Source organism: Lysinibacillus sp. RC79, from assembly GCF_041262405.1.
Taxonomy (GTDB): domain Bacteria; phylum Bacillota; class Bacilli; order Bacillales_A; family Planococcaceae; genus Lysinibacillus.
In genome coordinates this window covers 22659-37088 of the sequence record NZ_JBGCCD010000037.1, presented here as the reverse complement: position 1 = coordinate 37088, position 14430 = coordinate 22659, and the positions used below count along the sequence as shown (strand labels likewise).

At 36.2% G+C, this 14430-nt stretch carries 9 protein-coding genes and 2 pseudogenes; 5 read left to right on the top strand and 6 right to left on the bottom strand.

Going from position 1 to position 14430, the window contains the following annotated elements; all coding sequences use genetic code 11:
• Positions 1-77 precede the first annotated feature (77 nt).
• The 4 genes and pseudogenes from ABH968_RS23910 (at position 78) to ABH968_RS23895 (ending at position 6538) form a co-directional block, all read left to right on the top strand.
• Positions 78-3575 carry a S8 family peptidase gene (locus ABH968_RS23910; protein ID WP_370048038.1) on the top strand — a complete coding sequence of 1166 codons (3498 nt, stop codon included), beginning with the start codon at positions 78-80 and terminating at the stop codon, positions 3573-3575.
• 259 nt (positions 3576-3834) lie between these two features.
• Positions 3835-4422 (top strand): annotated as a pseudogene (locus ABH968_RS23905) (polysaccharide biosynthesis protein); the annotation flags it as partial.
• On the top strand, positions 4419-5273 hold the full coding sequence (locus tag ABH968_RS23900; protein ID WP_370048037.1) for an SDR family oxidoreductase: 855 nt from the start codon (positions 4419-4421) through the stop codon (positions 5271-5273). The pseudogene ABH968_RS23905 and the gene ABH968_RS23900, both read left to right, overlap by 4 nt.
• Positions 5274-5626: 353 nt before the next feature.
• Positions 5627-6538, top strand: coding sequence for an endonuclease NucS domain-containing protein (locus ABH968_RS23895; protein ID WP_370048035.1), 912 nt, complete (start codon positions 5627-5629; stop codon positions 6536-6538).
• A gap of 119 nt (positions 6539-6657) precedes the next feature.
• Here the strand turns inward: ABH968_RS23895 and ABH968_RS23890 are convergent, their stop codons facing one another.
• From ABH968_RS23890 to ABH968_RS23875, 4 genes and pseudogenes are all read right to left on the bottom strand, one after another.
• Entirely contained in the window at positions 6658-7785 is a 1128-nt protein-coding gene (locus ABH968_RS23890; protein WP_370048033.1) for a DUF4261 domain-containing protein, read from the bottom strand.
• 317 nt (positions 7786-8102) lie between these two features.
• The gene (locus ABH968_RS23885; RefSeq protein WP_370048031.1) at positions 8103-8549 is read right to left on the bottom strand and encodes a YfmQ family protein; all 447 of its coding nucleotides are present in this window, start codon (positions 8547-8549) and stop codon (positions 8103-8105) included.
• Positions 8550-8806: 257 nt separating this feature from the next.
• On the bottom strand, positions 8807-10237 hold the full coding sequence (gene pdxR / locus ABH968_RS23880) for a MocR-like pyridoxine biosynthesis transcription factor PdxR (protein WP_370048030.1): 1431 nt from the start codon (positions 10235-10237) through the stop codon (positions 8807-8809).
• A gap of 647 nt (positions 10238-10884) precedes the next feature.
• Positions 10885-11496, bottom strand: a pseudogene (locus ABH968_RS23875) (MFS transporter); the annotation flags it as partial.
• Between ABH968_RS23875 and ABH968_RS23870 the strand changes: the two are divergent.
• Positions 11482-11670: a DUF2188 domain-containing protein gene (locus tag ABH968_RS23870; protein ID WP_370048028.1), complete on the top strand. Its 189-nt coding sequence runs from the start codon at positions 11482-11484 to the stop codon at positions 11668-11670. The pseudogene ABH968_RS23875 and the gene ABH968_RS23870 overlap by 15 nt on opposite strands.
• Before the next feature lie 166 nt (positions 11671-11836).
• Here ABH968_RS23870 and ald read toward each other — a convergent pair whose 3' ends face one another.
• Both ald and ABH968_RS23860 read right to left on the bottom strand, forming a co-directional pair.
• On the bottom strand, positions 11837-12982 hold the full coding sequence (gene ald / locus ABH968_RS23865) for an alanine dehydrogenase (protein ID WP_370048027.1): 1146 nt from the start codon (positions 12980-12982) through the stop codon (positions 11837-11839).
• A 26-nt stretch (positions 12983-13008) separates the two neighbouring features.
• Positions 13009-14430 (bottom strand): aldehyde dehydrogenase family protein, encoded by a 1422-nt coding sequence (locus ABH968_RS23860; protein WP_370048026.1) that lies wholly within the window; start codon positions 14428-14430, stop codon positions 13009-13011.

Here is a 14430-nt window from a genome sequence, read left to right as displayed (position 1 = left end):
TTACGAAACTTTTCTATCATTCATTCGTAATAGTATAGATGTCACAAATATTTGGAACACTCAAGGAGGGAAAACAGTTGAAAAACTGGTCAAAAAAATCAATCGCTTTAGTAGCGTCTGCAGCACTAATGGTTCCTGCTACATCTGCCTTTGCTGAAGCACCTCAAAAAACAGCAAAGAACCAAGAGTTAGTGAAAGTAGCTAGCAATAAGGAACAAACATTCAAGAATCAAAATGACTGGATTAGTCAGGATACTATTATCGTCAAACATTCAGGTCTTGATAAGAATGTGCACAAAAAAATTGGCTCAAAAGTGATCCGATCTATTCCTTCACTAGGTTACGATGTTATCCAACTTAACAAAGGAACAAATTTAGAAAAAGCAGTTTCATATTATGCTAAGCAAAAAGGGGTTAAACGTGTATCCCCAAGCTACGTGTATCATTCCTTTGGCACTGAAGTAGATCCAAAGAAACAGGATATGTATCATTTGAATCTTCTTCAAATTGATAAAGCACTAGAATTAGCAGGTAACAACGAGGTAAAAGTAGCAGTTATCGATGGTGGCGTGGATTTTAAACATCCAGATTTAAAATCTCAAGTGCTACCACCATATAATGCTGCAGCACCTGCCAATACTTCTTATCCTAGTGAGCATGGAACACATGTAGCAGGAATTGTTGGAGCGGCAAAAGATAATGGGATTGGAGGACATGGGATTAATCCAAATGCCAAGCTTCTTCCAATTGATGTATTCAACGGAAAAGATGGTGCTAGTGATTTCGCCATTGCACAAGGAATCCTTTACGCTATTGAGCAAGGCGCCGATGTTATCAATATGAGTCTTGGCGGCTATGGTGAATCTCCATTAATGGAGGAAGCCGTTCAGAAAGCGATTGATAAAGGAATTACCGTTGTAGCTGCTGCTGGAAATGAATCGACAGATAATTACTCCTTCCCTGCTTCATTCGAAGGCGTTATAAGTGTAGGTTCTACGAATGATAGAAACAAACTATCAAGCTATTCAAACTACGGCCCATCGGTTGATCTAGTAGCTCCAGGCGAAGATATATATAGTTCAGTTTATGATGAGAAAAAAGGGTCCTCCTTTGTAAAATTTAGCGGAACATCGATGGCCTCTCCTGTTGTTGCAGGTGTGGCATCCCTATTAAAATCAAAATATCCAGATTTAAAGCCTTATGAAATAGAAGCTATTCTCGAAATGTCAGCAAAGGATTTAGGTGACAAGGGCTATGATCTTACATATGGACATGGCCTTGTAGATCCTGTGAAAGCATTACAGTTTAATATTAAAAATCTACCAAAACAGTATTCTGAAACAAAAGAAGAGCGCTTGAAAAACGCAAAAGTCCTTAAAAAAGATACATTAAATACTGAAAAAGGTGAATTCAAGTTACCGGACGAAAAGAAATGGTACAAGGTTGATCTAGACGCAAATGAATATGCTCAACTGACATTAAAAGGTGCAAACAAATACGATTATGCATTTGATTTATACTTCTACCCTGAAGGCCATAACGAAGAAGTAAAACCAATTAACGTCAATGATGTTCGCGTAGGCAAGCAAGAAGGATACCTATATGAAGCAGATCAAAAGGGAACCCTTCTTGTTGGAGTTAAGGATCATAATGGTAGCTATAGCTCAAAGGGCGAATCTAACTACATTTTCACAGCTCAAACTACTAAAAAATTACCAATTGATTCATTAGATATGGAACATATGGAGAAGATTGAAAAATTCCCATTCAGTACAGCAGGGAAAAACTATACCCTACTTTCTGAAGATCATCTAGGTGACCAAGATTATTTTACATTTTCAGTGAATGAACCAACGACATTGAAATTTGATTTAACTGGTATTCCGGGTGTTACAGCATCCATGGAGCTTTATCGAAAAGAAGACTTAGTTAATGTACCAACAGAGGAAGACGATGCTGAAGGTTTAAATGAGGCATATCCAATCCGAACATCTTACGGTTCGGAAAAAGGCGATGGAGTAAACTTGGTTGTTGATGTTATGCCTGATGAAGTGTATGTAATAAGCGTATCTAATAAAAACAGTAGCAATTTTTCACTTGATATGTTCTTTAGCGGCGGTATTGATACTGAGCAAACTGTTAGTGAATCAATCATTCCATACACATTAAAAGGTGAAGTCGTTACCCTTCCTAAAGACGAAGACGGTCTTCCATTAAATGAAGGAATGCTAGAAAACAACATACAAAAGGATATTTTACCTTTAACTGAATATAAAACAAAAAAACGTAATCAACTAAATGATTTCATGAATATATTTATGAATCCAGATGCTATGGGACAACCTGAAGACGTTGGCCAAATTATGGACCAAGCGATTCGTTTTGATATTGGTCAAGATCAAAAAGCATACTTCCAAACTGAAGATGATGAAGATTACTTCACATTTACAGCTAAAGAAGATGCCGTATATGGTTTCCAAATCCAAAAAGGTATGAACCAGTCACCAGCTGGTACTATATTTGAATATGATGAGGCATCAAATGAATTAATCCCAGTTTCTTCATTAACAAATGATATGGGGTTACTCAGTCTACTTCTTGGTTCAACAAGTGATCCAAACGATGCTAAGGCAATTGCATTGAAAAAGGACAAAACATATGTTGTAAAAGTAATGAATCTTGGTGACCGTTCCGCTGAACCATACACACTTAAAACAAGTAAAATGGCAGCAATTCCAGAAGAAGATAATAGAAATAATAACACACCAATAGCTGCAAAAACGATTAAACCTGGTATCGCTTATAAAGATCATCTCATTTATCAAGATGATACTGATTTCTACTACTATAAACAAAAGGGCAAAGATGAAGTCATGAGTCTTCTTGTTTCTTCTGTACCATATACAAAAGAACAGCTAGATCAATTACCTAAAGAACTTCAAAATGACTTAAAGTTTTCAGGCTCCATTATTGAAGATACTAATGGTAATATGGAAATTGATCCAGAAGAATTGGCAACAGAAATTCCATTTGGACAAGCTGAAGACCTCCTTCAATTACTACTCGGTCTTGGAGGGACAACAGATGTAAATACTTCTTTTAAAACAAAAAAAGATCACGGATATTTTATTGTTCTTAACGGAAGCAATGTTGGACAAGTATCAATCCAACCATATACTTTAACGTTGTTTGATCATAAAAGAGTAGATGAAGATGCTGATTCTAAGTTAGTTAATGGAATACCGACGAAACCAACTATTCTTACGAAAAAAGACGATAAATGGGTAGCTACTCAATATCTAAATGCTGGTGTTCCATTTGGTGATAAGGACTACTTTGAATTTAAAACCGATAGCAAACGTGATGTGTTCTTCTCTCTGCAAACAGAAAAAGAACTAGATGGCGTCATCCGTATTATTGATGCAAAAGGTAAAACAGTAGAAACTTTAGATCTTTACGGTGCTGGAGATGATGAAGTAGGAACAGTCGAACTGGATAAAGGAACTTACTATATTGAAGTAAGTGAATATTACGGCAAAGCTGGTACTCAACCGTATACACTTGAAATAAAATAAGATATACCCTTGGACTGAAAAAACGAACTTAGTAGAAGAATAAACTTTTCGGTTGAAGGTAGTGTAATAGCGGCACGATTTAAGTTTTCAAAAAAATGAAGGATTATCCCCTAGATGATGAAAAATCTAGGGGATTTTTTTGTACATTAATGTTTTATTCACCATAACGAGGGGTTTATTTCCCGTTCCGATTAGGTGCTTTCTCTGGGGCGTGTGATTCTTTTCCCCTACTGGCTCTCATCTATGATGCTGATTCCTAAGGAGTCGCCCTGTCTTCCCAGATAAAATATTGATTTGCGGTACACGATACGGAAATGTAATGGCTTCACGAGGCTCTGTTATCCCTTTATTTATCGAACAAATTAAAGCTGGCAGGCCTTTAACTATTACAGATCCAAAAATGACACGTTTTATGATGAGTCTTGATGAGGCAGTAGAACTAGTTTTATACGCCTTCTTACACGCTGACAACGGGGACATTATGGTACAAAAATCACCAGCTGCTTACATTGAGGATTTAGCACAGGCTTTACTAGAAATTTTTCAAGCTCAAAATAAGATACAAATTATCGGAACACGGCATGGTGAAAAGATTTACGAAGTATTATTAACAAAGGAAGAAGCTGCAAAAGCCATTGATATGGGGAATTTTTATAGAATCCCTGCAGATAACCGGGATTTAAATTATGGAAAATATCTTGATGAGGGCTCTCCTAAAATTACGTTAACCGACGAATACAACTCTACTAATACGAAAATACTGTCCGTCACTGAAATAAAAGAAAAATTATTAAAGCTCCCTCTTGTTCAAGAAGAATTACATAATTGGATGGGAGGATTACCTTGAAATTTTTAGTTCTCGGAGCTACTGGAATGGCTGGCCACACGATTTCACTCTATTTGTGCTCTCAAGGGCATGATGTGGCAACCTATTCTCGAACAGTCTTTTCATGTGGAAATAATATTACGGGAGATATTACAGATACAAATTTTTTAAGATCACTATTACTAGATCACGACTATGATGTTGTAGTCAATTGTATCGGTATTTTAAACGATACCTGTGATACGGACCGAGAGAAAAGCATATATCTCAATAGTTATTTGCCTCATGCCATCGTATCTTTATTAAAAAACAGGAAAACCAAGCTTATTCATTTGAGTACGGATTGTGTATTCTCAGGAAAAGCAGCTCCCTATCATGAAAAAAGCCTTCTCGAAGGAGAAACTTTTTATGATCGTACGAAGGGATTAGGGGAAATTGAAAGCACTCCACACCTAACGTTTCGTAACTCTATTATCGGCCCTGATATGAAAGAGGATGGCATAGACCTCTTTAATTGGTTTATGAAGCAGCACGATACTATTAACGGCTATACTAGCGCAATATGGACGGGAGTTACTACCCTTACGTTAGCAAAAGCAATTGAATGTGCAGCAATTGAAGGTACAACAGGCCTCTATCACCTCGTCAACAATAGCAGTATTTCAAAGTTTGATCTACTGCAATTATTTAATAAGCACTTTAAAGAAAATAAAGTAACCATCCGACCATATCAGCTCTTAAACATTGATAAAACACTAGTCAACACACGAAAAGATTTTTCATTTACTGTACCTAGCTACGAAGACATGATCCTTGAGATGAAAAAGTGGATATGGAAGCATAAAGATTTGTATCCTCATTATTTTAAATGAGTTTGGAGGATCAGGATGCCTAAGAGAAAGTTAGGAAACCGTTCAGAAAGGCAACCAGTTATAGAAAGAAAGTATAGTCACTCATACCTTGATATTAGTGAATTTAAGGGTTATATACTTATTTCTCAGTACTTTTTAAATCTTCTATTTCTTTGTTGATTCCTTTGAGTGTTTTTATATCTCAATCACTAAAAATTTAACCCCTGAAAATGCCATCAATAAGCCATTTTCAGGGGTTGGATTACGCTTCAAAACGTGACTAATGTTAAGGGTGGTGCATTTCTCACAAGTAAAACATCGCATTTTAAAAGTTTTACATTTGTGTATAATTAAAATAAAAAGGGGAATTACTAGTGAACTTTTTAATTGGCTATTTAGACGCTGAACGAAATAACGGTCATGAGGACCCTATGCTAAGTGAATTTACATATGGTGAATCTTCGAATAACGCATTGAACTTGTTAAAGGTGAATAAAGAAGATTTTCTTTTCTTTCATAAAGCTGTAAATAATAAGCGTTTTATTACAGCCTATTTTTATGTAGAGGATATTATGTTAGTAAAGGATGCACAGAAAAATTTATTAATAACCAGTAAATTTAATAATCCACATTTAAAAAAAGACGCTTCTCTATTAAAAAAAAATGAATGCATTGCATTTGGTAATCCTATTTTTTCAAGGGTTTTAGATGTACCTTTAGAGATTACACCAGAGCTACTTAGTAAATTATCTAAACCAGCTAAACTTAACTCAAACCAACCTCCATTATCTGCTATTTCTTCTGCGTTACGGACTTGGAAACAACTTAATAGTGCAGACATTAACTTTTTTTTAGATATGATTAAAGTGAATAACAATAAAAGTCGACTGACAAATAATATTTTATCTTCTTCTGAGGTTTTTCAGATATTAGAGCGAGACATTGAAAAATTTATTGCTTCTGAGCCTACAATTCTTAATCCAAATTACATTTTAGAAAAATCACAAATGGTATTTTCAGATGATTCTCGCTTAGATTTACTATTAATAGATCCAATAAACAATGAATACATTGTAGTTGAAATCAAAAAAGACACTATAGATCGCCAAGCATTGGATCAAATTAAGCATTACATTAAGTTATGTCAAAAAGAATTAGGCTATACAAATGTAAAAGGTATTTTAATTGGCAGTAGTATTTCAAAATACTATGAAGCTGACATCTTAAAGGCTGAAAAAGATGGTATTACTACCCTCACTTACGGTTGGAAATTCGCTATTAGTTAAGCAAAGTATTTTTGATTATGCAGCATAAAAAAGACACCTGCTATGAACTGCACTCCAAAAGTTAGACCAAAAATCTAACTTTTGGGGTTCACTACCTACGGTGCCTTTTTGGCATAAGACTAGTATTTGATTTTGAGAGTATCCCCATCGACATAAACTCCCTCGGAACGGGAAATCGGCAGCTTTTGCTCTGCTGAGAAGCCGATCGTTTCTCCATCCCTTAAAGTGACATTCTCTTCTACAATATATCCAGAAATAGTAATCAAAAAATCACGCAGCTCGGCAGGAGATGCTTGGCTGTCCAGGATTTCAATTTCATCCTTACCAAAGGGCTTTAGCCCATAGGTATATCCATCTACCCCGGTTTCCGTTCCGACCAGGCCGAAATAAACCAGATTCAGTAAAGGAAACATATCGTCATTCTTCATGACTTCAGCCATATCTAGAAAAAGTTCAGGCTGAAACACGGTGCCGCATGTATAGATCCCTATTGCGTTAGGAAGCTTTAAACAACTGGCAGCCAGCTTGGTGTACAGTTTGCCACTGTCCAGCGGGGAGCCGGAGCGGGTAAATGCAGCCAGGATGATTTGAGCTACATGTGTATGAGTAACCTCCACAGCTTCCTTCCACAGGTAGTTTCCCTGTGCATAATGCTCAGCCTCACCATCTGGAACGGGAGCATCGACAAAACTTACCGCTAAGAAGCAGTCGTCCACTTCAAAGACCAGGGTACCTTCATTTGTTTCTTCGGCGTTTTCCTCATCCTCTGCCGACGAGCAGGAGATGTTCCAATCATTCAAAAGGTTGGCTTTTATCTGATCAATATCACATTCTGCAGAGTTAAGCAGAACGAACCCGTTAAAAATACCAGATCCATTATCTTGCGTTTCTGTCTCGTCCTCCATGGATTGGGTAGCTTCATATGCTGCAGCCTGCTGCAGCCAGTATTCTCGGATTAATTCTACCATCTTTACAGCTTCTTGCTCTGCAGTCGCAGGGTCATAGGGTTGCATCTCGCTTAATATATGACCGCAATGCTCGGTGTCAGACGGGTCCTCATAACCCCCGCATACGCCAAGGAGCCATTTTCCGAGCATTGCTTTTTTATACCTGAATATGTAGTAGTGCATATCATGTAAATCAAATTCTCCTGCAATTTCTATTTTGCTGGGTTGTTTCCCGAGTTCACGTTCATCTGCAAGCCAGTCAATCATGGATTGCATCGCTGCTTGTTGTTGAGCTGTCATTAATTCCCCTCCTTTATGAATGTATTATTCTACCATTATTATACCACCTTTTAGGTAAAGAAATAGTGAAGCAAGAATTATTCCTCTTATGGTAGATTACTCCTATTTCTATTATAGAAAGTCGTTCATCAAGTATTGAGTGCTGGGATGAGTAGCAATATAATCCCGACCTTTTTGTCAAAAAAAATCCTCCATTCAATTGAATTGGAAAGATAATTTCGGTACTATATTCATGTAATTTTCAGGGTAATAAAAAAGGGATTCTAAGTCAGTGACCGAAGCCCCGACCGAATCCCTAATTTTTTCAAAACCTTTTTTCAATGGTTTGCATTTGTAGTTAAAACGGTAAAATTTTGTAGATATTCAGAACTAATACTATATGAAACAACCTTCTCTTTGCACTTCTTGACTACATCAACGTGATTGTCGTAACTAAAAACAAAGAAATCAACCTCTTTTTTGCCTCTTTTTACGCTGATGACAAATGGAGTAACATTAGTCTCTGGCTGTAAAAATAATTTTTCATTACCTGGAAATATATAATATTTTTTTAAAAAGGAAGCTTTATTAAAATAGTCTGTAAATCTAATTTTTTCTTCCTCTTTCAAATTCTTTCCATTAAATGTTACCGTAACATCTTTTGAATCAAGTTTTTTATGAAGTTCAAATTTACTTACTCCCCATGCCACAGCTATACTTGGAGGGCTCATTAACAATTTAATAATAGATCCAATCACTAGCGTAATAATCAAACCCGTTGTCATATCAAATCAACTCTTTCAGAAATTTTATCATTTTAGTAGCAATTACTATATTATTACCTACATTGCACATTGTCTCATAAAAAATAATTAATAATTAAGCTATATCGATGTTTTATCATCTACCTCACAATGATAAGGGATTTATATTTTTTATAACCATCCAATTCGATGCTTTTTTGACCATCCATTTATCTTAAGGATAAATATATAAATATTTTAAACGATCCTATCTACCACATTTTTAGTCATCCAATTGTCTATAAACTATTAAGAGCTTCTGCAAACCTTTTGATTCCTTCATCAATTGAATCTTCATCTTCCTTTGCAAAAGTAAAACGAACAAAACCATCTTTGGATCCCAGTGTAGAACCAGGAACATAAATGACGCCTCTTTTAATGGATTCTTCAAGCAATTGGGTTTCATTATAATTTTTAAGTATTTTACACCATATATGAATACCACCTTGAGGAATAGAATATTCCACCTGATCTTTTAAATAAGTATCAAGGCTTTTTATAATTTTATCTCTCCTTTTTTCTAATTCCTTAATTAAACTTTTTATATGAATATGAAAATTTTCTGATTCTAAAAAATCATTCGCTACCCATTGTGTATAGCTAGAATGACCGAAGTCGATTTGTTGTTTCGCATCGGATAATCTTTCAATCACCGATGTTGGGCCAATAATCCACCCTATTCTTAATCCTGAAGCAACAATTTTGGACAAAGAACTAATGTATAATACGTTTCCATTCCTATCCATTGATTTAAGGGTAGCGATTTTATCTCCTGAAAAAGCTGTTAAACTATAAGGATCATCTTCTACTACTGGAATTCCAAGCTTTGAGGATATGTCTAAAATTGCCTCTCTTTTCTTTTTATTCAATAAGGAGCCCGTTGGATTTTGAAAATATGGATTTAAAAAAATCATTTTAATTCGGTGTTTTTTATATAATGACCGCAAATCTTCTGGGTTTATTCCATCCTTATCGACAGGTAGATAATGTATTTGTATACCTACCGATCTGAAAATTGGAAGATTATAATTGTAGGAAGGATCTTCTATTGCTATTGCATCTCCAGGCTTTAACAAACATTGTACAATTAAATGTAATGCTTGTTGCGCTCCTGATGTTATAAGTATTGAAGAAGGATTAGTTTCAATTCCCCGACTTTCTTTTACGTGTTTTGTAATGGTATTTCTAAGGATTTCATTCCCCTGTGGATGATCGTATCCTAGGCTTCCAATAAAAGAACGTGTTGAAGTTATCTCGCTTAAAAAGCTTTTTGGGAAAAGTTCTTCTGACAATTCACCGGAAGCTAAATTTATTAATTTATGTTCAATAGCTTCTTTTCTTATTTTTTGCGTTACAGGTTGACTAGGTAAAAAAGAACCCGCCTCAATATACCTATTCCAGCTAGGAATCCGTTTTTTTGTTATACCCCATATATCTTTACTAATGGTAGTACCACTTCCTCTATTTCTTTCAATTAGCCCATTCGATTCTAATTCGTCATATGCATGAACGACCGTACTTCTGTTTAAATTTAGAACACTAGCTAAATATCTCTCTGATGGCAATGATTTATCAGCTGGAAATGTACCATCTGCAATTCCCTTTTCAATATATTCTGCGAGTTGTTTATAGATAGCTTTTTTCGCTTTTCTATCAGGTTTCCAATCCATATATACGCACCTCATTATTTCCTTCAAACTTGCTTAAAATTTTAGCTTTTTCTTTTAGCAGTGTTATTTCTGGGAAAGAATCATATATTAATATTATTTCAATTGTAATAAATCATCCACTTTATTGTTATTTTAGCCATCCACTTAAGAAATCAATCCTCATTTTCTATTTTATAACCAATGTTTCAATGAGCGTGAATAAATTCCTATTTAAAGAACCTTACTCTACTATTCTATCGAAGTATCATCATCAAGGAATCTCTAATGTAAGAATAGATACAAAAAGACAAGGTGCTCACTGTAAGGATTAAGGGTTTTCATAAATGTGCTTGGTGTGATGTACATGGTGGATTGGTATAGCCAGATCAATACATGGAAAAGAAGCCATGGAAGAGGGTTTCCGTGCGAAGTTTGATAAGGTTGTATCAATATTAAAACGGAATAGTAAAGCTGTATTTCAAATTTCCCCTTCTTGGACAAAGAAAAAAGCACCTCCACATACAATCCATTAGTACAGAACTTCGACTGACCGAGTACTGTAAAATTGAATCATAAGCAAAAGTGCTTATTTCTCTAAGTATAACGTTATACGTCCCAATGAAAACATCAGGATTTCCTTCACCATGGTTGCTTTGCTTCCACGCTCTTTACGCCTGCTCATTATTCTTATTTACGCTCTGGCGTTTTTCCTTAAATAAAATCACTCCAATTAAACCCACGATGGAGAAGATAACTGGCGTGATGAAACCAAAGTAATAGCCATCAAATAGATCTCCTGAAGTAGATTGAAAATAATCCAATATATATCCAAAAATGATGGGTAGCAATACAGCACTTAGAAAGCCGCCCGTATTCGCAATCCCCGTTACAATTCCTGATTCTTCTAGATTAAAAGACTGACGTACAGCTGCAAAGGTTAATGCACTTGCCCCATATCCAAAGCCAATGATAAAGAAAATAATAATTAGAAAGAAAACGGAAGGATGCCCATTACATAAAAGGAAAGAAAACCACCCTAATAAAACAATGATATGAACGACAATATACGGTCTTTTAATTGTTTCTAACCGACTTGAAATCCAACTAGCTAAAGGTGCTCCAGTAAGTGCCCCGATAAGACCGATCATAATCAGCTGGCTGGCATTTGAACGAGTCATGTCATACATATTCATCCCATATGGTACTGCCCACGAACTGATAAACCCTACACCTCCCACAATAACCGAAGAAAAGGAGATAATGTAATGGGGAAAAATCAACATATTACACCGCATCCAAATGGCGGTTATCAGGTTAAAGGAGCAGGCAATTCGAAAGCTACCAAAATATTCAACACACAATATGAAGCTATTCAATATGGTCGAGATATCGCCATAAACCAAAAATCTGAATTGCTTGTACACAATAAACAAGGTCGAATCCGAAAAAAATAGTTATGGAAACGCCCCTTATCCACCAAGTGGCTAATATTAATATCTATTCACCACTATATTAATAGGTCGAAATTTAAAAATAGAAAAGAAGGTGAAAGCTTGGTAGATTACGTTCCCTACCAGTTTTCACCTTCTTTTCATTTCAAATAACATTATTTCTCTTATTCTATTTAACTGCTAACGCCGAAGTTGAATCTGCTACTAATTCTACTTGTAGATCCGTATATGGTAATCCATGTGCATCAGCTACCGCTTTATATACTATTTTTCCATTTACTACGTTTATCCCCTTCGCTAAAACAGGATTATCTAAAGCAGCTTGGCGATAGCCTTTATTAGCTATTTGCAAACCGTATGGAACTGTTACATTTGACAAGCCCATTGTTGAGGTACGCGCGCAAGCACCTGGCATATTCGCAACTGCGTAATGCACAACACCGTATACTTCATAAGTAGGATTACTATGAGTAGTAATTCGATCAATTGTTTCAATAGAACCCCCTTGATCTACCGCTACATCCACTACAACAGACCCCTTTTGCATCGTTTGAATCATTTCTTTTGAAACTAATTGTGGTGCACGTGAACCTGGAATTAGCACAGCACCAATTAACAAATCTGCTGTTTTCACTGCTTCAGCGATATTGTAGGTATTTGAGGCAAGTGTACAAACACGTCCTTGGAACATATCATCTATTTGACTTAATCGTGTAATATTAACGTCTAAAATTGTTACGTTTGCACCTAATCCTACTGCCATTTTAGCAGCATTCGTCCCGACAACTCCAGCACCTACAATCACTACATTTCCAGGTGCAACACCAGGAATACCACCTAAGAGAACTCCTTTTCCTCCTTTGGAATTTTCTAAAAACTGTGCACCAATTTGTACAGACATTCGGCCTGCAACTTCACTCATTGGCGTTAACAACGGTAAGGCACCTGAATCTAATTGAATTGTTTCATAAGCAATTCCAGTAACTTTACTTTCAAGCAAAGCTTTCGTTAATTCTGGCTCTGGAGCTAAATGTAGGTATGTGTAGAGAATTAGATTCTCTTTAAAATATTTGTACTCCTCCTGAATCGGCTCCTTCACTTTAATCACCATATCAACATCCCAAGCTTCCTTAGTCGATTTAGTAATTTGAGCGCCTACATCTAAATAATCTTGGTCTGTAAATCCACTACCTAGCCCTGCACTCGATTCAATTATTACTTCATGACCACCTTTTTTGTAAGCCACAACACCTGCTGGAGTAATTCCTACTCGATTTTCATTATTTTTTATTTCTTTAGGTACACCAATTATCATTATATTTCCTCCTACCTATTTTTTTATTAGTTTTGGTTTATAACTACAAGTTTCATTTCTGTCATTTCCTCAATTGCATACTTCAGCCCTTCTCTTCCCATACCACTTTCCTTTACGCCACCATATGGTAGATGATCTAAACGGAATGTAGGAATATCATTTATAATGACACCACCTACATGGAGTTTTTGCGTTGCCTGTAAAGCAACATGGATATTATCTGTATAAATACCAGCTTGCAAACCATATTTGGAGTCATTTACTTGATCAAATGCCTCTTGAATAGATGTAAACTTCATAACAGATACGATTGGTGCGAATACCTCCTGACAGGAAACCTTCTGCTCCGTTTTTACATTTAATAGTACGGTAGGTTGTAAGATATTCCCTTCAGATTCTCCACCAGTTGCAATAATTGCCCCTTGCCCCTTTGCTTCTTCAATCCAACTTAATGTTCGTTTTACATCTTGTGGACTAATTAAGGCTGAAACATCCGTTGTAGGATCTAGGGGATCACCAAGTTTCAACTCTTTTGTAGCTGCTACAAATTTATCTACAAACAAATCATACATTTTTTCGTGAACATAGATTCGTTGAACTGAAATACATACCTGCCCTTGGAATGCAAATGCACCGGAAACGACACGTGGAATTAATTTATCAATATTAACATTTTCATCGATAATAACAGCCGCATTAGAACCCAATTCAAGCGTTACTTTCTTAAGACCTGCTTGATTGCGTATGCCAATACCTACAGCGGGGCTACCTGTAAAAGAAATCTTTTTCACGCGATTATCCGTGACTAATTTGTTACCAATTAAAGAACCTGCACCAGTAACGATATTTAACGCACCCTTCGGTAATCCTGCCTCTACTAATAATTCACCAATAAAATAGGAAGTTAATGGTGTTTGACTTGCAGGTTTTAATACAACCGTGTTACCTGATGCTATTGCTGGCCCTACTTTATGAGCTACTAGATTCATTGGGAAATTAAAAGGTGTAATAGCTGCCACGATGCCTAATGGTTCACGAACCGTATAGGCAATGCGCCCGTCTCCACCGGGGGCAGCATCCACAGGAATTGTTTCTCCGTGTATTCGCTTTGCTTCTTCAGCAGCAAATTTATACGTTTGAATTGTACGCTGAACTTCAGCTTTGGCGGTTGAAATAGGCTTGGCTGCTTCTAGTGCTATTAGCTCCGCTGCTTCTTCAGCACGTGCTTCTAATAAAGAAGCTAATTTTTCAAGAATAATCGCACGCTTATACAAAGGCATATTCGCCATCGTTTTACGTGCAGCATCGGCAGCTACTAAAGCTGCTTCTACTTCCTCGACATTTGCCTTCGGTATTTCTGCAATGACCTCGCTACTATATGGAGAGCATAATTCTGTATACTCTGCTGCTTCCACCCAATCCCCATTGATAAATAAATTTTTCCTCAT

Excerpts from the sequence above, each read along its gene's own strand:
- ABH968_RS23890 (WP_370048033.1), bottom strand. The coding sequence starts at position 7,785 with ATGACAGCTCAACAACAAGCAGCGATGCAATCCATGATTGACTGGCTT.
- ABH968_RS23860 (WP_370048026.1), bottom strand. The coding sequence starts at position 14,430 with ATGAGGAAAAATTTATTTATCAATGGGGATTGGGTGGAAGCAGCAGAG.
- ABH968_RS23885 (WP_370048031.1), bottom strand. The coding sequence starts at position 8,549 with ATGACAACGGGTTTGATTATTACGCTAGTGATTGGATCTATTATTAAA.
- ABH968_RS23870 (WP_370048028.1), top strand. The coding sequence starts at position 11,482 with ATGGGGAAAAATCAACATATTACACCGCATCCAAATGGCGGTTATCAG.
- ald (WP_370048027.1), bottom strand. The coding sequence starts at position 12,982 with ATGATAATTGGTGTACCTAAAGAAATAAAAAATAATGAAAATCGAGTA.
- pdxR (WP_370048030.1), bottom strand. The coding sequence starts at position 10,237 with ATGGATTGGAAACCTGATAGAAAAGCGAAAAAAGCTATCTATAAACAA.